Genomic DNA, 24,397 nt, shown 5'->3' on the forward strand with positions numbered 1-24,397 from the left:
GCGGCATCGTCAAGGTCGGCGAGGAAATCGAGATCGTCGGCATCCGTCCGACGCAGAAGACGACGGTGACGGGCGTGGAGATGTTCCGCAAGCTCTTGGACCAGGGCCAGGCGGGCGACAACATCGGGGCGCTGCTGCGCGGCACCAAGCGCGAGGACGTGGAGCGCGGGCAGGTGCTGTGCAAGCCGGGCTCGGTGAAGCCGCACACCAAGTTCAAGGCCGAGGCCTACATCCTGACCAAGGAAGAGGGCGGTCGGCACACGCCGTTCTTCACCAACTACCGTCCGCAGTTCTACTTCCGGACGACGGACGTGACGGGCATCGTGACGCTGCCGGAAGGCACGGAGATGGTGATGCCGGGCGACAACATCTCGATGGACGTGGCGCTGATCGTGCCGATCGCCATGGAGGAGAAGCTGCGCTTCGCCATCCGCGAAGGTGGCCGCACCGTCGGCGCCGGCGTCGTCGCGACCATCATCGAGTGATCAACCTCCGGCGTGCCGGTCGCAAGACCGGCACTCTCGGTTCAATGCCGGTCGCAAGGCCGGCACCACACTTCCGGAGTTGAGGTCATGAACGGCCAGAACATCCGCATCCGTCTCAAGGCGTTCGATCATCGTATCCTCGATGCATCGACCCGCGAGATCGTCTCGACGGCCAAGCGCACCGGCGCTGCGGTCCGTGGGCCGATCCCGCTACCGACGCGGATCGAGAAATATACCGTGAACCGCTCACCGCACGTCGACAAGAAGTCGCGCGAGCAGTTCGAGATGCGCACGCACAAGCGCCTGCTCGACATCGTCGACCCTACGCCTCAGACCGTGGACGCGCTGATGAAGCTCGACCTCGCCGCCGGCGTGGATGTCGAAATCAAGCTCTGATCGTGCCTCGAGGATTAGGAACGAACGCCATGCGTTCAGGTGTCATCGCACAGAAGATCGGCATGAGCCGCGTCTACAACGACGCCGGCGAGCATGTCCCGGTCACGGTCCTCAAGCTGGATGGCTGCCAGGTCGTCGCTCACCGGACCGAAGACAAGAACGGCTACACGGCGCTGCAGCTCGGCGCCGGCCTGGCCAAGGTCAAGAACACGACGCGCGCCCAGCGCGGCCACTTCGCCGTGGCCCAGGTCGAGCCCAAGCGCAAGATCGTCGAGTTCCGCGTTCCCGAGACCGATCTCATCCCGGTCGGCGCGACGATCACGGCGGACCATTTCGTCCCCGGCCAGTTCGTCGACGTCACCGGCACCACGGTCGGCAAGGGCTTTGCCGGCTCGATGAAGCGCTGGAACTTCGGCGGCCACCGCGCCAGCCACGGCAACTCGGTCACGCATCGTGCCCATGGCTCGACCGGCCAGCGCCAGGACCCCGGCAAGACCTTCGCCGGCAAGAAGATGGCAGGCCATATGGGCGATGAGCGCGTCACCACCCTGAACCTCAAGGTCGTTCGCACCGATGTCGAGCGCGGCCTGATCCTGGTCGAAGGGGCCGTTCCCGGCTCCAAGGGCGGATGGATCACCATCCGCGATGCGGTCAAGAAGGCCTTGCCGGAAGCGGCGCCGAAGCCCGGCGCGTTCCGCTTGCCCGAAGCTGCGTCCGCAGCGGCCGGCGAGTGAGGAGGAGCCGATGAAACTCAGCATCACCACTTTCGAGGGCGCCGAGGCCGGCTCCGTCGAGCTGTCCGACGAGATTTTCGCGCTGGAGCCGCGCGCGGACATCCTGCAGCGCGTCGTGCGCTGGCAGCTCGCCAAGCGCCAGGCCGGCACGCACAAGACCCTCGGCCGTTCGGAGATCAACCGGACGAAGAAGAAGCTGTACAAGCAGAAGGGCACCGGCGGCGCTCGCCACGGCGCCGCGTCCGCGCCGCAGTTCCGCGGCGGCGGTCGCGCCTTCGGTCCGGTCGTGCGCAGCCATGCCCACGACCTGCCCAAGAAGGTGAGGGCGCTGGGCCTCAAGCACGCGCTCTCGGCCAAGGCGAAGGAGCAGCAGCTCATCGTCGTCGACCAGGCGACGCTGTCGGAGGCCAAGACCAAGGCGCTGAAGGAGACCTTCTCCAAGCGTGGCCTCGCCAACGTGCTGATCGTCGACGGCGCCGCCGTGGACGCCAACTTCGCGCTGGCCGCCCGCAACATTCCGAACGTCGACGTGCTGCCCGTGCAGGGCATCAACGTCTACGACATCCTGCGCCGCGACAGCCTCGTGCTGACCAAGGCCGCGGTCGAAGCGCTGGAGGCACGGTTCAAATGACCCCCGTCGATGTCAGGCATTACGACGTGATCCTGTCGCCGGTCATCACCGAGAAGGCGACGGCGCTCACCGAACACAACCAGGTGGTCTTCCGCGTCCGCAGCGACGCGACGAAGCCGCAGATCAAGGCCGCGGTCGAGAAGCTCTTCGATGTCAAGGTCACGAGCGTGAACACGATCGTGCGCAAGGGCAAGGTGAAGCGTTTTCGTGGGACCGTCGGGGTCCAGAGCGACGTCAAGCGCGCGATCGTCACGTTGGCCGAAGGCCAGACGATCGACGTGACGACGGGCCTGTAAGGCGCGCCGGGAAGGGACAGAGAGATGGCTCTCAGGACATACAAGCCGGTCACGCCGAGCCTGCGACAGCTGGTGCTGGTCGACCGCTCGGGCCTCTACAAGGGCGCCCCGGTCAAGGCGCTGACCGAAGGCCTCAACAAGTCGGGCGGCCGCAACAATGCCGGCCGCATCACCTCCTGGCGCAAGTCGGGCGGCCACAAGCGCAGCTACCGCGTCGTCGACTTCAAGCGTCGCAAGCTGGACGTGCCGGCTACGGTGGAGCGGATCGAGTACGACCCGAACCGCACCGCCTTCATCGCGCTCTTGAAGTACGCGGACGGCGAGGTCTCCTACATCCTGGCGCCGCAGCGCCTGGCCGTGGGCGACAGCGTCGTGGCCAGCGCCCAGGCGGACGTCAAGCCGGGCAATGCGATGCCGATGGCGGCGATGCCGGTCGGGACGATCGTCCACAATGTCGAGATGAAGCTCGGCAAGGGTGGCGCGATCGCCCGGTCCGCGGGCTCCTACGCCCAGATCGTCGGCCGCGACGGCGCCTACGTCATCGTCCGCCTCAACTCGGGCGAGCAGCGTCTGGTCCTGTCGAGCTGCTTTGCCACCATCGGCGCGGTCTCGAACCCGGATCACATGAACATCTCGCTCGGCAAGGCGGGCCGCTCGCGCTGGCTCGGCATCAAGCCGGCGGTGCGTGGCGTCGCCATGAACCCGATCGACCATCCGCACGGCGGCGGCGAAGGCCGCACCTCCGGCGGCCGTCACCCCGTCACGCCCTGGGGCAAGCCGACCAAGGGCAAGAAGACGCGGTCCAACAAGGCGACGAACAAGTTCATCGTCTCCTCGCGCCACGCCAAGAAGAAGTAAGGAGACGGATCGTGTCCCGTTCAGTCTGGAAAGGTCCGTTCGTCGACGGGTATCTCCTGAAGAAGGCGGATGCCGCGCGCAACTCCGGCCGCAGCGAAGTGATCAAGACCTGGAGCCGTCGCTCCACCATCCTGCCGCAGTTCGTCGGCCTCGTCTTCGGGGTCTACAACGGGCAGAAGCACGTGCCGGTCACCATCTCCGAGGAGATGGTCGGCATGAAGCTCGGCGAGTTCTCCCCCACGCGGACCTTCTACGGGCACGCGGCGGACAAGAAGGCGAAGAGGAAGTAAGCGATGGGCAAGCCCAAGTCCCCCCGCGCGCTCCCGGACAACGAAGCCAAGGCGGTTGCGCGCATGCTGCGGGTCTCCCCGCAGAAGCTCAACCTCGTCGCCTCGCTGATCCGCGGCAAGAAGGTCGATTCGGCCCTGGCCGACCTCACCTTCTCGCGCAAGCGCATCGCCGGCGACGTCAAGAAGACGCTGCAGAGCGCCATCGCCAATGCCGAGAACAATCACGGCCTCGACGTGGACGACCTGATCGTCTCCGAGGCCCATGTCGGCAAGGCATTCGTGATCAAGCGCTTCCATGCCCGCGCCCGCGGCCGGGCCGGACGCATCGAGAAGCCGTTCTCGAACCTGACGGTCGTGGTCCGCCAGGTCGAGGCGAAGGCCTGAGGAGCCAAAGATGGGTCAGAAGATCAATCCGATCGGCCTGCGTCTCGGCATCAACCGGACCTGGGACTCGCGCTGGTTCGCCGGCAAGAACGAGTACGGCCAGCTTCTCCATGAGGACATCGCCATCCGCACGGCGCTGATGAAGCAGCTCAAGCAGGCGGCGGTGTCGAAGATCGTCATCGAGCGTCCGCACAGGAAGTGCCGCGTCACCATCCAGTCGGCGCGCCCGGGCATCGTGATCGGCAAGAAGGGCGCCGATATCGACAAGCTCAAGAAGATCGTGTCGAAGATCACCTCCTCGGAGGTGCACATCAACATCGTCGAGGTGCGCAAGCCCGAGATCGACGCCACCCTGGTGGCGGAATCGATCGCCCAGCAGCTCGAGCGTCGCGTCGCCTTCCGTCGTGCCATGAAGCGCGCCGTGCAGTCGGCCATGCGCCTGGGTGCCGAAGGCATCCGCATCAACTGCTCGGGGCGCCTGGGCGGCGCCGAGATCGCGCGCCTGGAATGGTATCGCGAGGGCCGGGTGCCGCTGCACACGCTGCGCGCCGACGTCGATTACGGCACGGCGACTGCCTTCACCACCTTCGGCACCTGCGGCATCAAGGTCTGGATCTTCAAGGGCGAAATCCTTGAGCACGATCCGATGGCCCAGGACAAGCGCATGGCGGAGGCCGAGGGCGGCCGCTCGTCGTCGCGCCGCGGCGAGGCGTGAGCCGATCGCGTCAGGCCGGATTGAGAGAGTAGAACCATGCTGCAACCCAAGCGCACCAAGTTTCGCAAAGCCTTCAAGGGGCGCATCCACGGCGTGGCCTCCAGCGGCGCGCTGTTGAACTTCGGCCAGTTCGGCCTGAAGGCGCTGGAGCCCGAGCGCGTCACCGCGCGGCAGATCGAGGCGGCCCGCCGCGCGATCACCCGCGAGATGAAGCGCCAGGGCCGCGTCTGGATCCGCGTCTTCCCTGATGTTCCCGTGACCAGCAAGCCGGCCGAAGTGCGCATGGGCAAGGGCAAGGGCGCGCCGGACCACTGGGCCGCCCGCGTCAAGCCCGGCCGCATCATGTTCGAGATCGACGGCGTGGCCGAGGACGTCGCCCGCGCGGCGCTGACCCTCGGCGCGGCCAAGCTGCCGATCAGGACGCGCTTCATCCAGCGCATTGCCGAGTGACGGAGGATCCGATGAAAGCCGCCGACATCAAGGTGATGACGGAAGACCAGCTCTCCGACGAGCTCGCCAAGCTGAAGAAGGAGCAGTTCAACCTGCGCTTCCAGAAGGCGACCGGCCAGCTGGAGAACACTTCGCGGGTGCAGGTCGTTCGCCGCACCATCGCGCAGATCAAGACGGTTCAGCGCCAGAAGGCCGTTTCGGCCGCGAAGGCGTGAGGAGGTTCGGATGCCAAAACGCGTCCTGCAAGGCGTCGTCGTTTCCGACAAGAACGACAAGACGATCGTGGTCAAGGTGGAGCGCCGCTTCACCCATCCGCTCTTGAAGAAGACGGTGCGCCGCACCAAGAACTACCATGCGCATGACGAGGCGAACGGCGCCAAGGTCGGCGACATCGTGTGGATCGAGGAAGGCCGTCCCCAGTCCAAGCTCAAGCGCTGGGTGCTGGTGGAAGGCGAGGCGGCGAAGTCCGAGTAGGGCCTCGCCGCGGCCGGCCTTCGGGGCGGCATGATCCACGCGCAAGGCTGGCCTGACGGCCGGCAGACCATAAAGGCGCTCGGTCGAGCGCCTTTGCGCTTGAGATTGGGACGGCATGCCGCTATGAGGCACGCTTTCCCGTACAGCAAGGACGACGCGTCCGTGGGATGCGTCTGCCAAACCCGGGGTTGGGCCGGGTCCGCGCCAATGCGGATACCAGCCTGCGAAGAAAAAGAGGGTTCGTCATGATTCAGATGCAGTCGAATCTCGACGTCGCGGACAATTCCGGCGCGCGTCGTGTGATGTGCATCAAGGTTCTCGGCGGCTCGAAGCGGAAATATGCTTCCGTGGGCGACGTCATCGTCGTCTCGATCAAGGAAGCCATTCCGCGCGGGCGCGTCAAGAAAGGCGATGTGATGAAGGCCGTCGTGGTGCGCACGGCCAAGGACATCCGCCGTCCCGACGGTTCGGTGATTCGCTTCGACCGCAACGCGGCCGTGCTGATCAACAACCAGAAGGAGCCGGTCGGCACGCGTATCTTCGGACCGGTTCCGCGCGAGTTGCGCGCCAAGAACCACATGAAGATCATTTCGCTTGCGCCGGAGGTGCTGTGATGGCCGCCAAGATCAAGAAGGGCGACAAGGTCGTCGTGCTGACCGGGCGGTCCAAGGGCCGTTCCGGCGAAGTGATCCAGGTTTTCCCCAGCGAGAACCGCGCCCTGGTCCGCGGCATCAACGTCGTGCGCCGCCACCAGAAGCAGACCGCGAGCCAGGAAGGCGGCGTCGTCTCCAAGGAGGCGCCGATCGACCTCAGCAACGTCGCGCTCGCCGATCCCAAGGACGGCAAGCCGACGCGGGTCGGGTTCAAGGTTCTGGACGACGGGCGCAAGGTCCGGTTCGCCAAGCGTTCGGGAGAGACGATCGATGCCTGAGGCGACCTACACGCCGCGCATGAAGGCGTATTACGCCGATGTGGTGCGGCCCAAGCTGATCGAGCAGTTCGGCTACAAGAACCCCATGGAAGTGCCGACGATCGACAAGATCGTCCTCAACATGGGCGTGGGCGAAGCCACCGGCGATTCCAAGAAGGCCTCGGTCGCCGCCGGCGATCTGGCTCTGATCGCCGGCCAGAAGCCGGTGGTGACGCGGGCCCGCAAGGCCATCGCGCAGTTCAAGGTGCGCGAGAACATGCCGATCGGCGCGAAGGTCACCCTTCGCAAGATGCGGATGTTCGAGTTCCTCGATCGCCTCGTGACCGTCGCGCTCCCCCGGGTTCGCGACTTCCGCGGGCTGAACCCGAAGAGCTTCGACGGGCGCGGCAACTACGCGCTCGGTCTCAAGGAACACATCATTTTCCCTGAGATCAACTACGACAAGGTCGACCAGGTCTGGGGCATGGACATCATCGTGTGCACCACGGCCAAGACCGACGAGGAGGCTCGCGCTCTCCTCAAGTTGATGAATTTCCCCTTCCGGCAGTGAGGCGGGCCTGCCCGACCTCAAACGCGGAACGTTGGAGTCCTTAAATGGCGAAGAAAAGTTCGATCGAGAAGAACAAGCGCCGCGCCGCCCTGGTGAAGAAGTTCGGGGCCAAGCGCGAACGTCTGAAGACCATCGCCAACAACGAGACGTTGTCGATGGAAGAGCGCTTCATGGCGCGCCTCAAGCTGTCCGAGCTGCCGCGCAACTCCGCCAAGGAGCGCGTGCGCAACCGCTGCGAGGTGACGGGCCGTCCGCGGTCGGTCTATCGCAAGCTGAAGATGTCGCGCATCGCGCTGCGCGAACTCGGCTCGAAGGGCCTCGTGCCCGGGCTCGTGAAGTCGAGCTGGTGAGGAGGCATCGTCATGGCGATCAATGATCCTGTCGGCGACATGCTGACCCGCATCCGCAACGCGCAGATGCGCCGCAAGGGCACGGTGGTGACGCCGGGCTCGAACCAGCGCGCCCGCGTCCTCGAGGTGCTGCAGGCCGAGGGCTATATCCGCGGCTTCACCGTTGCCGATTTCGGCGCCGGCCGCAGCGAGTTCACCATCGAGCTGAAATATTATGACGGCGTGCCGGTGATCCGCGAGATCGCTCGCGTGTCCAAGCCCGGCCGTCGCGTCTACGCGTCGGTGAAGAACCTGCCGCGCGTCGCCAACGGTCTGGGCGTGTCCATCGTCTCGACCCCGCGCGGCGTCATGTCCGATCACCAGGCGCGCGACGCGAATGTCGGCGGCGAAGTGATCTGCACCGTGTTCTGAGCCGGAGGAGAAAAACATGTCTCGTATCGGCAAGAAACCGGTCGCCGTGCCGGCGGGCGTCACCGCCTCGCTCGACGGCCAGACCGTCAAGGCCAAGGGCCCGAAGGGCGAGCTCGCCTTCCTCGTGCCGGACCTCGTGTCCGTCTCGCTGGACGCGGGCCTCGTCAAGGTGCAGCCGCGCGACGAGTCCAAGCCCGCGCGTGCCCAGTGGGGCATGTCGCGCACCATGGTCTCGAATATTTTCGTGGGCGTGACCAAGGGCTTCGAGAAGAAGCTCGAGATCAACGGCGTCGGCTACAAGGCCGCCGTCGCCGGCAAGGTGCTGAAGCTGTCGCTCGGCTATTCCCACGACGTCGATTTCCCGATCCCCGAGGGGATCGCGATCGTCGCGTCCAAGCCGACCGAGCTGCTGATCACCGGCATCGACAAGCAGAAGGTCGGCCAGGTCGCGGCGGAGATCCGCGAATATCGCGGCCCCGAGCCCTACAAGGGCAAGGGCGTCAAGTACGCCGGCGAGTTCATCTTCCGCAAGGAAGGCAAGAAGAAGTAACGGACCAGACCCATGGCAAACGCAAGGCAAGCTCTCGAGCGCCGCAAGGCGCGTGTCCGCCGGGCCCTCCGCACGGCGGCGAACGGACGGCCGCGCCTCTCGGTGTTCCGCTCCTCCAAGCACATCTACGCCCAGCTCATCGACGATGCGAAGGGCGAGACCATCGCCGCCGCTTCCTCGATCGAGAAGGATCTGCGCGGCAGCTTGAAGACCGGCGCCGACGTCGAGGCGGCTGCGGCGATCGGCAAGCTCCTGGCGGAGCGGGCCATCGCCAAGGGCGTCAAGGACGTCTTGTTCGATCGCGGAGGCTACCTCTTTCACGGCCGCGTCAAGGCTCTCGCCGACGCGGCTCGTGAAGGTGGCCTCAACTTCTAAGGACGGATCCAATGGCTCGTGAACGTGAACACAACCGTCAGCGCGAAGAGCGCGACAGCGAGTTCGTGGACCGCCTCGTCCACATCAACCGTGTTGCCAAGGTGGTGAAGGGCGGCAAGCGTTTCGGCTTTGCCGCGCTCGTCGTGGTCGGTGACCAGAAGGGCCGCGTCGGCTTCGGCCACGGCAAGGCCCGCGAGGTGCCGGAGGCCATCCGCAAGGCGACCGACCAGGCCAAGCGCGGCCTGATCCGCGTGTCGCTGCGCGAGGGCCGCACCCTGCACCACGACGTCAACGGCCGCCACGGCGCCGGCAAGGTGGTGCTGCGCGCCGCTCCGGCCGGTACCGGCATCATCGCCGGCGGCCCGATGCGCGCGGTGTTCGAGTCCGTCGGCATGCATGACGTGGTGGCCAAGTCGCTGGGCTCGTCCAACCCCTACAACCTGGTCCGCGCCACGTTCGACGCGCTGAAGCGCGAGGACAGCCCGCGCTCCGTCGCGGCCCGCCGCGGCCTCAAGGTGTCGCAGATCCAGAGCCGGCGTCAGGGCATCGACGCCGAGTCGACGGATTGACGGGAGACAAGACCATGGCGAAGACCAAGACCGTCACCGTCGAGCAGATCGGCAGCCCGATCCGCCGCACCCAGGACCAGCGCGCCACGCTCGTCGGCCTCGGGCTCAACAAGATCCGCCGCCGCTCGACGCTGGAAGACACGCCCGCCGTGCGCGGCATGATCGCCAAGCTCGGGCACCTCGTCCGCGTGGTCGAGGCCGAGTAAGGAGACGCGACGATGAAACTCAACGAGATCAGCGACAATGCGGGCGCCACCAAGGCCCGCATGCGCATCGGCCGCGGCATCGGCTCCGGCAAGGGCAAGACCGGCGGGCGCGGCGTCAAGGGCCAGAAGGCGCGCACCGGCGTCGCCGTGAAGGGCTTCGAAGGCGGCCAGATGCCGCTGCATCGGCGCCTGCCGAAGCGCGGCTTCACCAACATCTTCCGTGAAGAGTACACGACGGTGAACCTGGACCGCATCCAGACCGCCGTCGACGCCGGCAAGCTCGACGCCGGCAAGCCGGTGACGGCCGAGGCGCTGATCGCGGCGGGCGTGGTGCGCCGCGCCAAGCACGGCGTCAAGCTGCTCGGCTCCGGCGAGATCACGGCCAAGGTCGCCGTCGAGGTCGCGGCCGCGTCGAAGGGCGCGGTCGAGGCCGTCGAGAAGGCGGGCGGCTCGGTCAAGCTGCTCGCCCCCGTGGCAAAGGCCGAGGCCTGATCCTACATCAGCACAGCCCGCCGGCTTTCGGCGGGCTGCGCCCATTTCGGCGCTGGGGACACGGCGGAGCATCAGATGGCATCGGCGGCCGAGCAGCTTGCTGCGAACATCAACTGGGGCGCCTTCTCGAAGGCGGACGAGCTCAAGAAGCGGATCTGGTTCACGCTGGGCGCGCTGCTGGTCTATCGCCTCGGCACCTATATTCCGCTGCCGGGCATCAATCTGGCTGAATATTCCCGGGCCTTCGGCAGCCAGGACCAGGGCATCATCGGCCTGTTCAACATGTTCTCGGGCGGCGCGGTCAGCCGCATGGCGATCTTCGCGCTCGCCATCATGCCCTACATCTCCGCCTCGATCATCATCCAGCTCCTGACCAGCGTCATCCCCTCGCTCGAGGCCCTGAAGAAGGAGGGCGAGGCCGGGCGCAAGGTCATCAACCAGTACACGCGCTATCTCACCGTCGTGCTCGCCACGGCGCAGGCCTGGGGCATCGCCGTCGGCCTGGAGGGGGGCGGACAAATCGTCGCGGACCCCGGCATCTTCTTCCGCATCTCGACCACGATCACCCTGGTCGGCGGCACCATGTTCCTGCTCTGGCTCGGCGAGCAGATCACCGCGCGCGGCATCGGCAACGGCACCTCGCTGATCATCATGTCCGGCATCGTCGCCGAGTTCCCGGTGCATCTGGCGCAGACCTTCGAGCTCGGCCGCCAGGGCTCGATCTCGACGCCCTTCCTGATCTTCGCGCTGATCGTGGCGGTGGTCGCCGTGCTCGCCATCGTGTTCTTCGAGCGGGCCCAGCGCCGGCTGCTGATCCAGTATCCCAAGCGCCAGGTCGGCAACCGGCTCTACGAGGGCCAATCGTCGCACCTGCCGCTGAAGCTGAACTCGTCGGGCGTCATTCCGCCGATCTTCGCCTCCTCGCTGCTGCTGCTGCCGACCACGGTCGCCCAGTTCCTGGCGCATGATGATCCGAACTCCTGGCTGTCCACCGTCGCGGTCTATCTCGCGCATGGCCGGCCTCTGTTCATGATCCTCTATGCCCTGCTGATCGTCTTCTTCTGCTTCTTCTACACCGCGATCGTGTTCAATCCGGTGGAGACGGCGGATAACCTGAAGAAGCATGGCGGCTTCATTCCCGGCATCCGGCCGGGCGAGCGGACGGCCGAGTATATCGACTATGTGCTGACCCGGATCACCGTGATCGGCTCGATCTACATTGCCGTGGTCTGCCTGTTGCCGGAGATCATGATCTCCTATGCTCAGATCCCGTTCGTGCTCGGTGGCACCTCGCTTTTGATCGTCGTCAGTGTCACCATGGACACGGTGGCGCAGATTCACGGGCATCTGCTGGCGCACCAGTACGAGGGGCTCGTCAAGAAGTCCAAGCTGAGAGGGAGCAGGCGCGGATGAGATTGATCCTGTTGGGCCCGCCGGGGGCGGGGAAGGGCACACAGGCGGCGCGGCTGGTCGAACTGTACGGTATTCCGCAGCTTTCGACCGGGGACATGCTGCGGGCGGCCGTGAAGGCCGGCACGCCGGTCGGGCTGAAGGCCAAGGCCGTGATGGATTCGGGGTCTCTGGTGTCGGACGATATCGTCGTCGGCATCGTCGCCGACCGTATCGACGAAGCGGATGCCCATAACGGCTTCATCCTCGACGGCTTTCCGCGCACGGTGGCGCAGGCCGAGGCGCTGGACCGCATGCTCGCGAGCAAGGGCATGACGCTCGACGCGGTCATCGAGTTCAAGGTGGACGAATCGGCGCTGCTCGGCCGCATCGAGAAGCGGGCAGCCGACACGGTGGCGGCCGGCGGCAGCGTGCGGGCCGACGACAATCCCGAGGTGTTCAAGACCCGCCTCGAGGCCTATCGCAAGCAGACCGCGCCGCTCACCGACTATTACCGGCACAAGGGCGACCTGCGCGCGGTGGACGGCATGGCCTCGATCGAGGCGGTGGCGGGGCAGATCGACGAGGTCCTCGGGCGGGGCTCGCAGCGCGAGCCGCGCCGCTCGACCGGGACCTGATGGCATCGGCGGGGGGCGCCGGGATGCCCCGGACCCCGCAGGCGCCGATGACGAGAAGGACACGCCCGGCGGCTGCCGGGCGTGGAAGTGTCTTTTGCGGGCTTGACGTCGTTCTGGGGAATCTCTAGAACGCGGCTCTCACGTGATAGGCGCGCGGGTCGGTCGCTCGATTGGAGCGAGCGGCTCGTTTTTGCGCTGGCGTGTCGCCGGCATGGGATGCCGATCTGTCTGCCGCCTCCGGGCGCGCCGGCACGGCAGGACGAAACGGCTCTGGATTCTGTCAGGCTCCGCTTTCGGCGGGAGGCAGGGCAGGCAGGGCGGCTTTATTTGGAGAACGGAACGTGGCCCGCATCGCAGGCGTCAACATTCCCACGGCGAAGCGCGTCGAGATCGCGCTGCAGTATATCCATGGCATCGGCGCGGCCAAGGCCAAGGAGATCGTGGCCAAGGTCGGCATCGCGCCGGAGCGGCGCGTGCACCAGCTCACGGACCAGGAAGTGCTGCAGATCCGCGAGACCATCGACCGCGACTACATGGTCGAGGGCGACCTGCGTCGCGAGGTCTCGATGAACATCAAGCGCCTGATGGACCTCGGCTGCTATCGCGGCCTGCGCCATCGCCGCAGCCTGCCGGTCCGCGGCCAGCGCACGCACACCAATGCCCGCACCCGCAAGGGCAAGGCCAAGCCGATCGCCGGCAAGAAGAAGTAATCGCGGCGCCGCCACGCGGCGGCGACGGCCGCCCCGGGGCTCCCGGGACGGCGCATCGACGACATGCCGGGCCACGGCCCGGTTCGATCAACCGGAACTATCGTTCCCCAGCGTCTGGCATTACGGACGCGCTTGAAGGACAACAGTCATGGCCAAGGAAGCCGCCGGTCGCGTTCGCCGCCGCGAGCGCAAGAACATCGTTTCGGGCGTGGCGCACGTCGCCTCGACCTTCAACAACACGATGATCACCATCACCGACGCGCAGGGCAACACCATCGCCTGGTCGTCTTCGGGCACCATGGGCTTCAAGGGCTCGCGCAAGTCGACCCCCTATGCCGCGCAGATGGCGGCCGAGGATGCGGGGCGCAAGGCCAGCGAGCACGGCATGCGCACCCTCGAGGTCGAGGTCTCCGGCCCCGGCTCCGGCCGCGAGTCGGCGCTGCGGGCGCTGCAGGCTTCCGGCTTCACCATCACGTCGATCCGCGACGTGACGCCGATCCCGCACAATGGTTGCCGCCCGCGCAAGCGTCGTCGCGTCTGACGGATTTGCGTTGCGTGCCGCCGCTCCCGATTTGGGGAGCGGACAGGGCCTGAGGGCCGCTCGAACACCGACCGATAGGTGCCGTTGTGATTCAGAAGAATTGGCAGGAATTGATCAAGCCTCAGAAGCTTGAAGTGACGCCGGGCGACGACGCCAAGCGCCAGGCGACGGCTGTCGCCGAGCCTTTGGAGCGCGGCTTCGGCGTGACCCTCGGCAATGCGCTGCGTCGCGTGCTGCTCTCCTCGCTGCAGGGCGCCGCGGTGACGTCCGTGCACATCGACGGCGTTCTGCACGAGTTCTCGTCGATCCCCGGCGTGCGCGAGGACGTGACCGACATCGTCCTCAACATCAAGGAAGTCGCCATCAAGATGCAGGCCGAAGGGCCCAAGCGGATGGTGCTGAAGAAGCAGGGCCCCGGCCAGGTGCTCGCCGGCGATATCCAGACCATCGCCGACATCGAGATCCTGAACCCAGATCATGTGCTGTGCACCCTCGACGAGGGCGCCGACATCCGCATGGAGTTCACGGTCAACACCGGCAAGGGCTATGTCGCGGCCGACCGCAACCGGCCCGAGGACGCGCCGATCGGGCTCATCCCGGTCGACAGCCTGTACTCGCCGGTCAAGAAGGTGGCGTTCAAGGTCGAGAACACCCGCGAGGGCCAGATCCTCGACTATGACAAGCTGACCATGACGGTGGAGACCAACGGCTCGATCTCGCCGGACGACGCGCTCGCCTATGCCGCGCGCATCATCCAGGACCAGCTGGAAGTGTTCGTCAACTTCGAGGAGCCGCGCAAGGAATCGGAGGCCCCGGCCATTCCGGAGCTCGCCTTCAACCCGGCGCTGCTCAAGAAGGTCGACGAGCTGGAGCTCTCCGTGCGCTCGGCCAACTGCCTGAAGAACGACAACATCGTCTATATCGGCGATCTCATCCAGAAGACCGAGGCGGAGATGCTCCGCACGCCGAACTTCGGCCGCAAGTCGCTGAATGAGATCAAGGAGGTTCTGGCGCAGATGGGCCTGCACCTCGGCATGGACGTGGTCGGCTGGCCGCCCGAGAATATCGAAGAGCTCGCCAAGCGCTTCGAGGAACATTACTGACCCGGGGCACAGGCGCCCATAAATCGAGGATTCCGCCATGCGTCACGGCAAGGCTCATCGCAAATTCAACCGCACCGCGGAGCACCGCAAGGCCATGTTCGAGAACATGGCGGCGTCGCTGATCAAGCACGAGCAGATCGTCACCACGCTGCCCAAGGCCAAGGACCTGCGTCCGATCGTCGAGAAGCTGGTGACCCTCGGCAAGCGCGGCGACCTGCACGCCCGCCGCCAGGCGATCGCCCAGCTCCAGGACGAGGTGATCGTCACCAAGCTGTTCGACGTGCTCGGCAAGCGCTACGCCGGCCGCCAGGGCGGCTATACCCGGGTGCTGAAGGCCGGCTTCCGCCACGGCGACAGCGCCCCGGTCGGCGTGATCGAGTTCGTCGACCGCGACGTCTCGGCCAAGGGCCAGGACTCCGGCCCGACGCAGGCCGAGGCCGAGGCGGCCTGAGCCCGGACGCTCCCTCCGATCGATGCCGCCATTGCGCGGCGTCGCAGCAACCCCGTCGGCGCGAGCCCGCGGGGTTTTTGTTTGGCCGGGTGCCGGCCTTGCCGTCTCCGCCTGTTCGGCAAGCCATGGTGGAGGACCTCGATATCGCTTGCGTCATGAAATGTTATATTATAACAATTCACTCGACGATGCAGAGCGCGGGACGAGCCATGCCGCCGGAATGACCCATGCCACAAGCCGGGCGTCCATGCGGCCTCGCCGCGATTGACCGCCCGTGCGCGCCCTTGCTACATCTGCCGTCGACGGTTCCCTTCGGGGATCAAAAGGGAACACGGTGAGGCCCAAAGCCGAATCCGTGGCTGCCCCCGCAACTGTCAGCGGATCGCCGAGCATCCTCGTGACGCCCCCTCGGGGTGCCATGCCACTGCCATCCCGGACCAGCCGGGCGGGTGGGAAGGCAGATGCAAGGCCAGGATCCGCGAGCCAGGAGACCTGCCGTCGCGATTGAATCCGTTTTCCGGGCGGGGTTGTCCGGGTCAGGAGCCATCATGACGCAGCCATGTCTGCGCACGCCGGGCAGCCATTCTCCGGCGCAGCACACCTGCCATCGATCGACGGCCTGACACGGCTCCGCGCGGCGCTGCCCGCGGCCGTTCGCCAGCATCCGTTCCCGCCGACCCGGCCGAGCCGTCTGCGCGACGGCGTCAGGCCGTTGCAGGGCGGAGGGCCCTTTTCCCTTGAGATCGAGGACAGAATGCCCAATCCAGTCCATGCCCTGTCGCGCCGGCTCGCGCCGGTCCTCATCGCCGGCCTCGCCTGGCTCGCGCCCGGCCCGGCGCCGGCCGCCGAAGCGACCCATTATCCCCTGACCATCCGCAATTGCGGCGCGGACGTCACCTTCGACAAGGCGCCGGGCCGGGCCGTTTCGATCGGCCAGAGCAGCACCGAGATCCTGCTGTCCCTCGGCCTCGCCGACAAGATCGTCGGCACGGCGGTCTGGGTCGGCCCGGTCCTCAAGGGGCACGAGGCCGAGAATGCCCGGATCAAGCGCCTGGCGGACAACAGCCCGAGCTTCGAATCCGTCGTCGGCCAGGAGCCGGACCTGGTGACGGTGCAGTTCGAGTGGGACGTCGGGCCGAACGGGGCGGTGGGCAAGCGCGACCAGTTCTCGGCGCTGAAGATCCCGACCTACATCTCGCCCTCCGACTGCGTCGAGAAGGACAATTCCGGCGGCGGCGACGGCGTCCGCAAGCAGATGTTCACGATGGACCTGGTCTATCAGGAGATCCGCGAGCTCGCCGAGATCTTCGACGTGAACCAGCGGGGCGAAGCGCTGATCGCGGACCTCAGCCGGCGCGAGGCCGAGGCGATCGCCGAGGTCGCCGACGTGAAGGCCAAGGACGTGCCGGTGGTGTTCTGGTTCTCCAGCAAGGAGGTGCAGGGCGATGCCTTCGTCGCCGGCAAGAACGGGGCGCCCGCCTATATCCTGAAGACCCTCGGCGCCAGGAACGTCATCACCACTGACGAGGAGTGGCCGCTGGCGAGCTGGGAGAGCATCGTCGCGACCAACCCGGCGGTGATCGTCATTGCGCAGATGGACCGCCGCCGCTACGCCGCCGACGATCCGGCGGTGAAGGCGAAGTTCCTGGAGACCGACCCCGTCACCAGCAAGCTCGACGCCGTGCGCAACCGGCGCTTCGTGATGATGGACGCCCAGGCGATGAATCCGACGATCCGCACCATCGACGGCATCGAGGCGCTGGCCAAGGGCATCAAGAGCGCCGGGCTCGCCGATTGATCCGCCATCCCTTCCTCCACGGCGGCTGGGGCTTGCGGGCCGTGCTCGCCGCCCTGTCCGTGGCGATGCTGGTCCTCGCCATGGGCTTCGCCGTGTCGATCGGCGAGATGGAGATCCCGCTCGGAACCACCTTCAAGGCCGTCAGCAACGGCCTCCTCGGCACGGACTTCGCCATCAGCCGCATCCAGGAGGGCGTGATCTGGGACTATCGGCTGAGCCGCGCCGTGGTCGCCGCCTGCTGCGGCGGGGCGCTGGCGCTGTCGGGAGCGATCCTGCAGGCCCTGCTGCGCAATCCCCTGGCCGAGCCCTATGTGCTCGGCATCTCCGCCGGCGCCTCCACCGGCGCGGTCGCGGTGACGATCGCCGGCCTCGGCGGCGGGGTGCTGACGCTGTCGGGCGGCGCCTTCATCGGCGCCGTCCTCGCCTTCATCCTGGTCAGCGTCCTGGCCGCGGGGGTCGGCGGCGGGGCGGACCGCATCATCCTCGCCGGGGTCGCCGGCTCCCAGCTCTTCAACGCCCTGACCTCCACCATCGTCACCACCTCGGCCAATGCCGAGCAGGCGCGGGGCGTGATGTTCTGGCTGCTCGGCAATCTCGGCGGCGTGCGCTGGCCCGACGTCTACATCGCCGCGCCCGTCGCTCTCCTCGGCTTCGCCGCCTGCATCCTCCATGCCCGGGCGCTGGACGCCTTCACCTTCGGCGTCGACGCGGCCGCCGCGCTCGGCATCCCCGTCAACCGCGTCCGCGTCGTGCTGTTCGGCCTCACCGCGGCCATGACCGCGACCATGGTCAGCATCGTCGGCTCGATCGGCTTCGTCGGGCTGGTCATCCCCCATGCCGCCCGCTTCCTCGTCGGCCCCGGCCATGCCAGGCTGCTGCCGGCCTCGCTGATGATCGGCGCGGTCTTCATGGTGCTGGCCGACATCGTCTCCCGCATCATCATCCCGCAGCAGATCCTGCCGATCGGCGTCGTGACCGCGCTGTTCGGCGCGCCGGCCTTCGCGGTCATCCTCTATCGGGCGCGGCGGCCGCTGTGACGATCACGGCCAGGGAGGTGCGCTGGGGCACGGCGGGGAAGATGATCGTCGACGGCGTCACGCTCGATGCCGTGCCCGGCCGGATGCTCGGCCTCATCGGCCCGAACGGCTCGGGCAAGTCGAGCCTGCTGCGTCTGATCTGCCGCCTGCGCCGCGTGGCGGGCGGCGTGATCCGGCTCGACGGAGCCGACATGGCCGGGATGGCGCGCCAGGTGATCGCCCGCCGCATCGCGCTGGTGGAGCAGCAGGCGACCACCGAGGCCGAGATCACGGTGCTCGACGTCGTGCGTCTCGGCCGCACGCCGCATCGCGGGGCGCTCTCGCCCTGGACGGAGCGCGACGGCGAGGCGGTCGAGGCGGCGCTGCGCCATGTCGGCATGGCCGGGCGCCGCGACCAGTCCTGGCACACGCTCTCCGGCGGCGAGCGCCAGCGCGTGCACATCGCCCGGGCCCTGGCGCAGACGCCGAGCGAGCTCCTCCTGGACGAGCCGACCAACCATCTCGACGTCCAGCACCAGCTCGAGATCCTCGCCCTGGTGCGCCGCCTGCCGGTGACCTCGATCGTCGCCCTGCACGACCTCAACCTCGCCGCGATGTTCTGCGATGAGATCGCCGTGCTGCGGGAGGGGCGGGTGGTCTCGGCCGGCCCGCCGGACGCGGTGCTGACGGCGGCGATGATCCGCGAGGTCTTCGGCGTCAAGGCCTGCGTCGAGCGCTCGCCGCATCACGGCCGCCTGCATGTGCAGTTCCTGGTCGACTGAGACGGTCGCAGACCGTGGCGAGCCGGCCGCCCACGTTATGCATCCGACGCTGAGCGCGTCGCGACCTGCGGTCAGCCGAGCTCGACGCCCCGGACATGGCCTTCATGGCCATCTTCGTCCGTCGGGAAAGCGGCCTTCACCCAATCGGCAAAAGCCTGAACCGCCGATGTCGGGATCGAGGCTCGCGGAGAGAGAAGATGGAAAGCGTGTCGTACCACCGGCCGAGCATCGACCGGTTGAATCAGCGCCTCGTTCGACAGGAATTTCTCGATCAACGGGGGCCCGATCAAAGCAAAGCCTTGGCCATCGAGCGCAGCCTGGACAAGATTGGTGTATGAATTGACGGTTATCCCAGCCTTTGCCCGGCCCATGTCCAATCCATGAATGCGGAACCACGTCGGCCAGCGCGTGTGCTCGTCGTATGGACCCTCCAAGTGGATCAGCGGATAGTTCAGTAGCTCCGTCGGCGCGAGCGTTGCTCCCGATGGCAGAAAGGTGCTCGCACAGGTGGGGCTGATGGCTTGCCTGACCAGAAACGTCGCCTCCGCATCTTCGAATGGCGGGGCTCCATACCGTATCGCCACGTCGATATTGTCTTCGAAGCCGAGATTGCTGTCCGAGACGATGAATCGAAGCTCGATATCGGGATGGATCGACCGGAACTCGCCCAATCTCGGCGAGAGCCAATAGGTCATGAATCCCGGCGTCGTGCCGACGTTGACGATGTTGCTCTCCGAGTGCCTGCTGATCTCGCTCGTCGCGCGCAATGCCCGTTCGAGCGCGTCGGAGATGGCGAAGTGATATCGCTCACCCGTCCTCGTCAGCTTCACGGCTCGCTGCATCCGCTGGAAGAGAGGGACGCCCAAGAACCGTTCCAGCGCCCGCATCTGCTGGCTGACGGCGACGCGCGAGACGTTGAGCTCCGTCGCCGCCTTGGTAAAGCTCAGATGACGCCCAGCAGCCTCGAAGGTGATAAGAAGGTTGGGGGGCGGAAGCTTGTACCGCAGCTTTTGCATAAAGCTGAGGTTACGCATGCCGTAGGTATTTTGCAACTTGTTATCTCTGGCCGCCCCCGTAGGCTCCCGGCTGGTCAGCACAAAAGCGAGATGGCCACCTGGCGGATCGCGTTCGACACGCACCGGCATGGTCGTCGGCGAAAAGCCACAGGGGAACGAGACATGAAATCGATGTTTGCGGCATTGGGGTTCATCGGCGCGAGCTTGCTGGCAAGCGCATCGCCGGCCAACGCGGCGTGCGGCACCGTCACCATTACCGAAATGAACTGGGCATCGGCCGCCGTCATCACGGCGGTCTCGAGCTTTCTCATGGAGCAGGGCTATGGCTGCACGGTCAAGAAGGTCCCGACCTCCACGGTTCCCGCTTTGACCTCGTTGGCCGAAACAGGGCAGCCCGATATTCTGACCGAAGTCTGGCCCGGCGTGGCCGACATCTACTACAAGCTGGAAAAGGAAGGGAAGATCGTCAAGGTCGCCGACGTGCTCTCCGACGGCGGAGAGGACGGCTGGTGGATACCTGATTATCTGGCCGAAGCACATCCCGAGCTGAAGACGATCGACGGGATATTGAAGAATCCGAAGCTGGTCGGTCGCTTCAACAATTGCCCCGTCGGCACCGGCTGCCGCACCTCGAACGACAACCTGATCAAGGCCTTCGAGCTCGAAAAGAACGGCGTCGAGATCTTCAATCACGGTTCACTCGAAACGCTGGCGGCGTCGATCGCGTCGGCTTACAGCAGCAAGCAACCGTGGTTCGGTTATTACTGGGCTCCCACGAGCGTGCTCGGAAAGTATAAAATGGTCGCCGTCGACATGGGGCCTGTCGATGTCGCCAAGGCGAAGTGCAATGCAACGGCGGATTGTGCAACGCCCGGCAAGACAGGCTGGCCCAAGGCGACAGTCCTCACGACGATGTCCAAGCCGTTCTACGACAAGAATCCGGAACTCGTTGCTCTCATGAGCAAAGTAAGATTTTCCAACGAGGTGATGAGCAAGCTGCTCGCTTGGCAGGACGACAACAAGGGCACTGCGGAAGAGACCGCGGTGCATTTCCTGACGACCTATAAGGATGTCTGGCCGAACTGGCTTTCCGACGAAGCCAAGGCGAAGCTGGCCTCGATCATCAAGTAGGGTGCCGGGTCCGCGGGGATCGTGAACCTGCGGACCCGGTCAATCTTTCCGGTCTTGTGCGTCGTTGGTTCGGCGCCCGATCGACGGTAGGCACCCATGGCATTCTACGATGGCCTCTTCGACTGGCTCGGGCTGCGCGATTGGTGCAACGCGTCCGCGACGAAAGGTCCGATCAGCATGGCCGAGCTCCTCAAGAAGAGCTCCGAGGCCAAGGCGGGCGACCAATCGATCGTCAACGCTCCTTTTCCTTCGCTCGATGCCTTGCATGATGCCTGCAGCGCGATGCCGCGCACGCGCGAGCTGACCTCGGGCATAGAGAACGGATTTCTCTCCGTCCGGGCGGCCCTGAAGTCGGTGCTGGATCCGGTGACGCAGCCCCTGTCCTGGCTCCTCGACTTCTCCTTGCGGGTCGTCGACGTCGTTCCGTGGTGGGTTCTGGTGGTCGCCCTGCTCCTCGTCGTCTATTTCGCCTCGCGGTCCTGGAGCATCCTGGCCTTCGTCGCCGTTACCCTGGCCCTTTTCGGCTTCATCGATCATCTGCACCAGGCGCTGCAGACGATGGTGATCGTCTTCTCCTGCACGTTCATCTGCATTCTGGTGGGCATTCCCATCGGCATTCTGATGTCCAAGAGCAAGCGCATGGAGAAGCTGCTGATCCCGCTCTTGGACATGCTGCAGACGCTGCCTTCGTTCGTATACCTGATACCGCTGATCTTCCTGTTCCCGGTCACCGAGTCGAAGCTCTACGGCATTGCGATCATCCTCTACGCGGTGGTTCCGGTGATCCGGCTGACCAACCTGGGCATTCAGATGGTCGACGGCAGCGTCGGCGAGGCTGCCGACGCGTTCGGCATGAACGGGTGGCAGAAGCTGTTCAAAGTCGAGATGCCGCTGGCGCTGCCGAGCATCATGGCAGGCGTCAATCAGACAATCATGATGGCGCTCTCCATGGTGGTCATCGCCTCACTCGTGTCCGCGCCGGGCCTCGGCGTGCTCGTGCTGCGCGGCATCAACAACCTCGAACTGGGTGTCGGCCTGGTCGCAGGCTTCGGGATCGTGATGCTCGCGATCATCTTCGATCGCGTGACCAAGGCGTCCATGGCGAGGGTCAACACCACCCTGCAGCCGAGAGGGAGAGCTCATTGAGGGAGCAACCCAAAATCTCCGTCCGGAACCTCTACAAGATCTTCGGCGCAAATCCCCCGGCGATGCTTGCCAAGGTCAGGGGCGGGATGGGGAAGGCCGAGCTTCTTGCGCAGCACAGCCACGTCATCGGCCTTCAGGACATCAATATCGACATGCATCGCGGCGATATCACCGTGATCATGGGGCTTTCCGGCTCGGGAAAGAGCACTCTGATCCGGCACCTCAACGGGCTGATCAAGCCGACGGCCGGGGAGATTCTCCTCGATGGTGCGAATGTCGTCGGCTACGCCGGGGCGAGGCTGCGGGAGCTTCGCCGCTTCCGCATGTCCATGGTGTTCCAGAACTTCGCGCTCATGCCGCACATGCGGGTGCACGAGAACGTCGAATTGGCGCAGCGGGTGCGAGGCGACAAAGGGACGGACGCCGGGAAGAACGCCCTGACCTGGCTCGACCGGCTCGGGTTGAAGGGCTTCGAGAAGCATTATCCGCATCAGCTTTCCGGCGGCATGCAGCAACGCGTCGGCATCGCGAGGGCTCTGGCCTCCAACTCGGACGTGATGTTGATGGACGAAGCCTTTTCCGCGCTCGATCCTCTCATCCGCACCGACATGCAGAATCTCCTCCTGGACCTGCAGAAGGACCTCGAGAAGACCATCGTGTTCATCACCCATGATCTCGACGAGTCGCTCAGGATTGCCGACCATCTGGTGATCCTGAAAGACGGCATCGTCGTGCAGCAGGGTGCCCCGCAGGAGATCATCCTCAATCCGGCCGATGCCTACATCCGGAGATTCGTCAACGACATCAACAGAGCCAGAGTGCTTCGAGCGGAGTCGGTGATGGTGCCGGGCGTCATCGTCGAGCTCAGAACGTCGGGCAACGTCGATGTCGACGACAACCTGGAAAGCCTGATCGCCCGTGCGGAGGGGGATGCGACACGGTCGTTCGTCGTTCTGAGGCACGGCGCACCGGCCGGGACCGTCAGGATGCAGGATGTCTTCAGGGCGCTGGTGCCGCCAAATTCCGGGCAGAGACCGCTGACGGCCGACGCGCAGAGCGCGCCAGTCCGAGAGGAGCGCGCATCTTGAAGCACTTGGACCACTTCTACATCGACGGTCGGTTCGTCCTCGCCGCAGGCCGGACGACACGAAAGGTCATCAGCCCGGTCACCGAGGAACCGGTCGGTACGATCGCCATGGGAACGGCTCGGGATGTGGATCTGGCCACGGCCGCTGCCCGGAAGGCCTTCCAATCCTATAGCCGATCGACCCGCGAAGACCGCCTGTCCATGCTGCGTCGCATCCTGGACCTCTTCGACCAGCGCGCCGAAGCCTTCGCGCAGCTGACGACACTGGAGATGGGCGCGCCCATTTCCTTTGCCCGGAACGCTCAAATCGCCGGGTCGAGAGCCCATATCGCCGACACGATCCGGATCCTCGAACATTACGCGTTCGAGCGCCGATCCCAACGCACCGTCCTGATGATGGAGCCGGTCGGCGTCTGCGGGCTGATCACGCCATGGAACTTTCCGGTGCTTCAGATCGTGACCAAGGTCATCCCCGCCCTGGCGACCGGTTGCACGATCGTGCTGAAGCCGAGCGAGTATGCGCCGATCAGTCCGATGCTGTTTGCCGAGGTCCTGCATGACGCCGGCGTTCCCGCCGGGGTCTTCAATCTGGTCAATGGCGACGGGCCGACCGTTGGAGAAGCGATGTCGTCGCATCCCGACATCGACATGGTTTCGTTCACGGGCTCGACCAGGGCGGGCGTTGCGATCGCCAAGGCTGCCGCGGACACCGTCAAACGTGTTCATCAGGAGCTCGGTGGCAATTCGGCAAACATCCTCGCGCCCGACGTCGATATCGAGACGGCCGTCACGAAGGGTGTTCTGGGGGCCTACCGAAACGGAGGACAGTCCTGCACGGCTCCCACTCGCATGCTCGTTCCGCGACAGCTTCACGACGAGGCGGTGGTTGTTGCAAAGCGAGCGGCGGAAACGGTCGTCGTCGGCGACGTCAATGACGAGGCCACCACGTTGGGGCCGGTCATGAACGACCGGCAGTTCGAGCGCGTCAATGCCATGATCGACGAGGCGGTGCGCGAGGGGGCGACCCTGGTCACGGGCGGCTCCGGCAGGCCATCGTCGCTGAACCGCGGCTTTTTCGTGCGGCCGACCGTCCTGGCGAACGTCACGCCGACCATGGGCGTGGCGCGGGAGGAGATTTTCGGGCCTGTCGTCAGCCTGATCCCCTATGACGGCCTGGAGGAAGCCATAAGGATCGCGAACGATACGCCCTATGGTCTGGCGGCCTATCTCCAATGCAGGGATCTCGTCCTCGCGAAGGAGGCGGCCTCCCGACTTCGCGTGGGGCAGGTCATGATCAACCACCCGGCTTGGGATGCCTCCGCTCCGTTTGGAGGATTCAAGCAGTCCGGCAACGGACGCGAATGCGGGGAATACGGCTTCGAAGCCTTTCTCGAGATCAAGGCCGTCGGTGGGCTGCACGAAGGCTGAGAGGGGGCACGACG

36 protein-coding genes and 1 riboswitch are annotated in these 24,397 nt (G+C 65.8%); of the genes, 35 read left to right on the forward strand and 1 reads right to left on the reverse strand.

What is annotated here, in order from left to right; all coding sequences use genetic code 11:
* The 31 genes from QO011_RS36550 to QO011_RS36700 form a co-directional block, all read left to right on the forward strand.
* On the forward strand, positions 1-485 hold a 485-nt coding region (locus tag QO011_RS36550; protein ID WP_307283721.1), incomplete at its 5' end, for an EF-Tu C-terminal domain-related protein.
* A gap of 87 nt (positions 486-572) precedes the next feature.
* On the forward strand, positions 573-881 hold the full coding sequence (gene rpsJ, locus QO011_RS36555) for a 30S ribosomal protein S10 (protein ID WP_284317122.1): 309 nt from the start codon (positions 573-575) through the stop codon (positions 879-881).
* 29 nt (positions 882-910) lie between these two features.
* On the forward strand, positions 911-1,615 hold the full coding sequence (gene rplC, locus QO011_RS36560) for a 50S ribosomal protein L3 (protein WP_307283728.1): 705 nt from the start codon (positions 911-913) through the stop codon (positions 1,613-1,615).
* 10 nt (positions 1,616-1,625) lie between these two features.
* Entirely contained in the window at positions 1,626-2,246 is a 621-nt protein-coding gene (rplD, locus tag QO011_RS36565; RefSeq protein ID WP_307283730.1) for a 50S ribosomal protein L4, read from the forward strand.
* Entirely contained in the window at positions 2,243-2,542 is a 300-nt protein-coding gene (locus tag QO011_RS36570; RefSeq protein WP_307283733.1) for a 50S ribosomal protein L23, read from the forward strand. Before rplD ends, QO011_RS36570 begins: the two co-directional genes overlap by 4 nt.
* Positions 2,543-2,566: 24 nt before the next feature.
* A complete protein-coding gene (rplB, locus tag QO011_RS36575) occupies positions 2,567-3,400 on the forward strand; it encodes a 50S ribosomal protein L2 (RefSeq protein WP_307283736.1) in 834 nt (277 codons plus the stop codon).
* An 11-nt stretch (positions 3,401-3,411) separates the two neighbouring features.
* Positions 3,412-3,690: a 30S ribosomal protein S19 gene (gene rpsS, locus QO011_RS36580; protein ID WP_307283739.1), complete on the forward strand. Its 279-nt coding sequence runs from the start codon at positions 3,412-3,414 to the stop codon at positions 3,688-3,690.
* Positions 3,691-3,693: 3 nt separating this feature from the next.
* Entirely contained in the window at positions 3,694-4,074 is a 381-nt protein-coding gene (gene rplV, locus QO011_RS36585; RefSeq protein WP_307283741.1) for a 50S ribosomal protein L22, read from the forward strand.
* 10 nt (positions 4,075-4,084) lie between these two features.
* A complete protein-coding gene (gene rpsC / locus QO011_RS36590) occupies positions 4,085-4,789 on the forward strand; it encodes a 30S ribosomal protein S3 (RefSeq protein WP_307283744.1) in 705 nt (234 codons plus the stop codon).
* A gap of 36 nt (positions 4,790-4,825) precedes the next feature.
* Entirely contained in the window at positions 4,826-5,239 is a 414-nt protein-coding gene (gene rplP, locus QO011_RS36595; protein ID WP_307283746.1) for a 50S ribosomal protein L16, read from the forward strand.
* Positions 5,240-5,250: 11 nt separating this feature from the next.
* The gene (gene rpmC / locus QO011_RS36600; protein ID WP_307283748.1) at positions 5,251-5,454 is read left to right on the forward strand and encodes a 50S ribosomal protein L29; all 204 of its coding nucleotides are present in this window, start codon (positions 5,251-5,253) and stop codon (positions 5,452-5,454) included.
* Positions 5,455-5,464: 10 nt separating this feature from the next.
* Positions 5,465-5,713, forward strand: a complete 249-nt coding sequence (gene rpsQ, locus QO011_RS36605) for a 30S ribosomal protein S17 (protein ID WP_307283751.1) — start codon at positions 5,465-5,467, stop codon at positions 5,711-5,713.
* Positions 5,714-5,958: 245 nt separating this feature from the next.
* A complete protein-coding gene (gene rplN, locus QO011_RS36610) occupies positions 5,959-6,327 on the forward strand; it encodes a 50S ribosomal protein L14 (protein WP_307283753.1) in 369 nt (122 codons plus the stop codon).
* A complete protein-coding gene (gene rplX, locus QO011_RS36615) occupies positions 6,327-6,644 on the forward strand; it encodes a 50S ribosomal protein L24 (RefSeq protein ID WP_307283756.1) in 318 nt (105 codons plus the stop codon). Before rplN ends, rplX begins: the two co-directional genes overlap by 1 nt.
* On the forward strand, positions 6,637-7,194 hold the full coding sequence (gene rplE, locus QO011_RS36620; protein WP_307283758.1) for a 50S ribosomal protein L5: 558 nt from the start codon (positions 6,637-6,639) through the stop codon (positions 7,192-7,194). Before rplX ends, rplE begins: the two co-directional genes overlap by 8 nt.
* 44 nt (positions 7,195-7,238) lie before the next feature.
* Complete coding sequence (rpsN, locus tag QO011_RS36625) at positions 7,239-7,544, forward strand: 30S ribosomal protein S14 (RefSeq protein ID WP_307283762.1); 306 nt, start codon at positions 7,239-7,241, stop codon at positions 7,542-7,544.
* Positions 7,545-7,556: 12 nt separating this feature from the next.
* Positions 7,557-7,955 (forward strand): 30S ribosomal protein S8, encoded by a 399-nt coding sequence (gene rpsH, locus QO011_RS36630; RefSeq protein WP_307283765.1) that lies wholly within the window; start codon positions 7,557-7,559, stop codon positions 7,953-7,955.
* Positions 7,956-7,971: 16 nt separating this feature from the next.
* Complete coding sequence (gene rplF / locus QO011_RS36635; RefSeq protein WP_307283767.1) at positions 7,972-8,505, forward strand: 50S ribosomal protein L6; 534 nt, start codon at positions 7,972-7,974, stop codon at positions 8,503-8,505.
* Positions 8,506-8,517: 12 nt separating this feature from the next.
* A complete protein-coding gene (gene rplR / locus QO011_RS36640; protein ID WP_307283772.1) occupies positions 8,518-8,880 on the forward strand; it encodes a 50S ribosomal protein L18 in 363 nt (120 codons plus the stop codon).
* 11 nt (positions 8,881-8,891) lie between these two features.
* Entirely contained in the window at positions 8,892-9,449 is a 558-nt protein-coding gene (rpsE, locus tag QO011_RS36645) for a 30S ribosomal protein S5 (protein ID WP_307283774.1), read from the forward strand.
* Between the two features lie 14 nt (positions 9,450-9,463).
* Positions 9,464-9,655, forward strand: a complete 192-nt coding sequence (gene rpmD, locus QO011_RS36650) for a 50S ribosomal protein L30 (protein WP_307283776.1) — start codon at positions 9,464-9,466, stop codon at positions 9,653-9,655.
* 12 nt (positions 9,656-9,667) lie between these two features.
* Positions 9,668-10,147, forward strand: coding sequence for a 50S ribosomal protein L15 (rplO, locus tag QO011_RS36655; protein ID WP_307283778.1), 480 nt, complete (start codon positions 9,668-9,670; stop codon positions 10,145-10,147).
* A gap of 75 nt (positions 10,148-10,222) precedes the next feature.
* On the forward strand, positions 10,223-11,560 hold the full coding sequence (secY, locus tag QO011_RS36660; protein WP_307283781.1) for a preprotein translocase subunit SecY: 1,338 nt from the start codon (positions 10,223-10,225) through the stop codon (positions 11,558-11,560).
* Positions 11,557-12,174, forward strand: coding sequence for an adenylate kinase (locus QO011_RS36665; protein ID WP_307283783.1), 618 nt, complete (start codon positions 11,557-11,559; stop codon positions 12,172-12,174). Before secY ends, QO011_RS36665 begins: the two co-directional genes overlap by 4 nt.
* Positions 12,175-12,515: 341 nt before the next feature.
* Positions 12,516-12,884, forward strand: coding sequence for a 30S ribosomal protein S13 (rpsM, locus tag QO011_RS36670; protein ID WP_307283785.1), 369 nt, complete (start codon positions 12,516-12,518; stop codon positions 12,882-12,884).
* A 148-nt stretch (positions 12,885-13,032) separates the two neighbouring features.
* A complete protein-coding gene (gene rpsK / locus QO011_RS36675; protein ID WP_307283788.1) occupies positions 13,033-13,425 on the forward strand; it encodes a 30S ribosomal protein S11 in 393 nt (130 codons plus the stop codon).
* A gap of 74 nt (positions 13,426-13,499) precedes the next feature.
* Positions 13,500-14,528 (forward strand): DNA-directed RNA polymerase subunit alpha, encoded by a 1,029-nt coding sequence (locus QO011_RS36680; RefSeq protein WP_307284028.1) that lies wholly within the window; start codon positions 13,500-13,502, stop codon positions 14,526-14,528.
* Positions 14,529-14,565: 37 nt separating this feature from the next.
* The gene (gene rplQ / locus QO011_RS36685; protein ID WP_307283791.1) at positions 14,566-14,979 is read left to right on the forward strand and encodes a 50S ribosomal protein L17; all 414 of its coding nucleotides are present in this window, start codon (positions 14,566-14,568) and stop codon (positions 14,977-14,979) included.
* A 286-nt stretch (positions 14,980-15,265) separates the two neighbouring features.
* Positions 15,266-15,493, forward strand: a riboswitch (cobalamin riboswitch).
* Between the two features lie 240 nt (positions 15,494-15,733).
* Positions 15,734-16,777 carry an ABC transporter substrate-binding protein gene (locus QO011_RS36690; protein WP_370882064.1) on the forward strand — a complete coding sequence of 348 codons (1,044 nt, stop codon included), beginning with the start codon at positions 15,734-15,736 and terminating at the stop codon, positions 16,775-16,777.
* 65 nt (positions 16,778-16,842) lie between these two features.
* The gene (locus QO011_RS36695; protein ID WP_307284033.1) at positions 16,843-17,814 is read left to right on the forward strand and encodes a FecCD family ABC transporter permease; all 972 of its coding nucleotides are present in this window, start codon (positions 16,843-16,845) and stop codon (positions 17,812-17,814) included.
* Complete coding sequence (locus QO011_RS36700) at positions 17,811-18,575, forward strand: ABC transporter ATP-binding protein (protein ID WP_370882065.1); 765 nt, start codon at positions 17,811-17,813, stop codon at positions 18,573-18,575. Before QO011_RS36695 ends, QO011_RS36700 begins: the two co-directional genes overlap by 4 nt.
* 71 nt (positions 18,576-18,646) lie before the next feature.
* On the opposite strand, the gene QO011_RS36705 is transcribed toward QO011_RS36700, so the two are convergent.
* Entirely contained in the window at positions 18,647-19,720 is a 1,074-nt protein-coding gene (locus tag QO011_RS36705) for a LysR substrate-binding domain-containing protein (protein ID WP_307283793.1), read from the reverse strand.
* Between the two features lie 33 nt (positions 19,721-19,753).
* Here QO011_RS36705 and QO011_RS36710 point away from each other — a divergent pair, with 33 nt between their 5' ends.
* The 4 genes from QO011_RS36710 to QO011_RS36725 all read left to right on the forward strand — a co-directional run bounded on the left by QO011_RS36710 (position 19,754) and on the right by QO011_RS36725 (position 24,383).
* Positions 19,754-20,722 (forward strand): ABC transporter substrate-binding protein, encoded by a 969-nt coding sequence (locus tag QO011_RS36710; protein ID WP_307283797.1) that lies wholly within the window; start codon positions 19,754-19,756, stop codon positions 20,720-20,722.
* Positions 20,723-20,818: 96 nt separating this feature from the next.
* Positions 20,819-21,868, forward strand: a complete 1,050-nt coding sequence (locus QO011_RS36715) for an ABC transporter permease (RefSeq protein ID WP_307283800.1) — start codon at positions 20,819-20,821, stop codon at positions 21,866-21,868.
* Complete coding sequence (locus QO011_RS36720; protein WP_307283802.1) at positions 21,865-22,956, forward strand: quaternary amine ABC transporter ATP-binding protein; 1,092 nt, start codon at positions 21,865-21,867, stop codon at positions 22,954-22,956. Before QO011_RS36715 ends, QO011_RS36720 begins: the two co-directional genes overlap by 4 nt.
* Entirely contained in the window at positions 22,953-24,383 is a 1,431-nt protein-coding gene (locus QO011_RS36725) for an aldehyde dehydrogenase family protein (protein WP_307283807.1), read from the forward strand. The genes QO011_RS36720 and QO011_RS36725 overlap by 4 nt, the downstream gene beginning before the upstream one ends.
* Positions 24,384-24,397 lie beyond the last annotated feature (14 nt).

Source organism: Labrys wisconsinensis, from assembly GCF_030814995.1.
Lineage (GTDB): Bacteria > Pseudomonadota > Alphaproteobacteria > Rhizobiales > Labraceae > Labrys > Labrys wisconsinensis.

Bases quoted from the DNA above. Each gene is read 5' to 3' on its own strand.
- rpsJ (WP_284317122.1), top strand. From the start codon at position 573: ATGAACGGCCAGAACATCCGCATCCGTCTCAAGGCGTTCGATCATCGT.
- rplC (WP_307283728.1), top strand. From the start codon at position 911: ATGCGTTCAGGTGTCATCGCACAGAAGATCGGCATGAGCCGCGTCTAC.
- rplD (WP_307283730.1), top strand. From the start codon at position 1,626: ATGAAACTCAGCATCACCACTTTCGAGGGCGCCGAGGCCGGCTCCGTC.
- QO011_RS36570 (WP_307283733.1), top strand. From the start codon at position 2,243: ATGACCCCCGTCGATGTCAGGCATTACGACGTGATCCTGTCGCCGGTC.
- rplB (WP_307283736.1), top strand. From the start codon at position 2,567: ATGGCTCTCAGGACATACAAGCCGGTCACGCCGAGCCTGCGACAGCTG.
- rplV (WP_307283741.1), top strand. From the start codon at position 3,694: ATGGGCAAGCCCAAGTCCCCCCGCGCGCTCCCGGACAACGAAGCCAAG.
- rpsC (WP_307283744.1), top strand. From the start codon at position 4,085: ATGGGTCAGAAGATCAATCCGATCGGCCTGCGTCTCGGCATCAACCGG.
- rplP (WP_307283746.1), top strand. From the start codon at position 4,826: ATGCTGCAACCCAAGCGCACCAAGTTTCGCAAAGCCTTCAAGGGGCGC.
- rpmC (WP_307283748.1), top strand. From the start codon at position 5,251: ATGAAAGCCGCCGACATCAAGGTGATGACGGAAGACCAGCTCTCCGAC.
- rpsQ (WP_307283751.1), top strand. From the start codon at position 5,465: ATGCCAAAACGCGTCCTGCAAGGCGTCGTCGTTTCCGACAAGAACGAC.
- rplN (WP_307283753.1), top strand. From the start codon at position 5,959: ATGATTCAGATGCAGTCGAATCTCGACGTCGCGGACAATTCCGGCGCG.
- rplX (WP_307283756.1), top strand. From the start codon at position 6,327: ATGGCCGCCAAGATCAAGAAGGGCGACAAGGTCGTCGTGCTGACCGGG.
- rplE (WP_307283758.1), top strand. From the start codon at position 6,637: ATGCCTGAGGCGACCTACACGCCGCGCATGAAGGCGTATTACGCCGAT.
- rpsN (WP_307283762.1), top strand. From the start codon at position 7,239: ATGGCGAAGAAAAGTTCGATCGAGAAGAACAAGCGCCGCGCCGCCCTG.
- rpsH (WP_307283765.1), top strand. From the start codon at position 7,557: ATGGCGATCAATGATCCTGTCGGCGACATGCTGACCCGCATCCGCAAC.
- rplF (WP_307283767.1), top strand. From the start codon at position 7,972: ATGTCTCGTATCGGCAAGAAACCGGTCGCCGTGCCGGCGGGCGTCACC.
- rplR (WP_307283772.1), top strand. From the start codon at position 8,518: ATGGCAAACGCAAGGCAAGCTCTCGAGCGCCGCAAGGCGCGTGTCCGC.
- rpsE (WP_307283774.1), top strand. From the start codon at position 8,892: ATGGCTCGTGAACGTGAACACAACCGTCAGCGCGAAGAGCGCGACAGC.
- rpmD (WP_307283776.1), top strand. From the start codon at position 9,464: ATGGCGAAGACCAAGACCGTCACCGTCGAGCAGATCGGCAGCCCGATC.
- rplO (WP_307283778.1), top strand. From the start codon at position 9,668: ATGAAACTCAACGAGATCAGCGACAATGCGGGCGCCACCAAGGCCCGC.
- secY (WP_307283781.1), top strand. From the start codon at position 10,223: ATGGCATCGGCGGCCGAGCAGCTTGCTGCGAACATCAACTGGGGCGCC.
- QO011_RS36665 (WP_307283783.1), top strand. From the start codon at position 11,557: ATGAGATTGATCCTGTTGGGCCCGCCGGGGGCGGGGAAGGGCACACAG.
- rpsK (WP_307283788.1), top strand. From the start codon at position 13,033: ATGGCCAAGGAAGCCGCCGGTCGCGTTCGCCGCCGCGAGCGCAAGAAC.
- rplQ (WP_307283791.1), top strand. From the start codon at position 14,566: ATGCGTCACGGCAAGGCTCATCGCAAATTCAACCGCACCGCGGAGCAC.
- QO011_RS36690 (WP_370882064.1), top strand. From the start codon at position 15,734: ATGCCCAATCCAGTCCATGCCCTGTCGCGCCGGCTCGCGCCGGTCCTC.
- QO011_RS36695 (WP_307284033.1), top strand. From the start codon at position 16,843: ATGCTGGTCCTCGCCATGGGCTTCGCCGTGTCGATCGGCGAGATGGAG.
- QO011_RS36705 (WP_307283793.1), bottom strand. From the start codon at position 19,720: ATGCCGGTGCGTGTCGAACGCGATCCGCCAGGTGGCCATCTCGCTTTT.
- QO011_RS36710 (WP_307283797.1), top strand. From the start codon at position 19,754: ATGAAATCGATGTTTGCGGCATTGGGGTTCATCGGCGCGAGCTTGCTG.
- QO011_RS36715 (WP_307283800.1), top strand. From the start codon at position 20,819: ATGGCATTCTACGATGGCCTCTTCGACTGGCTCGGGCTGCGCGATTGG.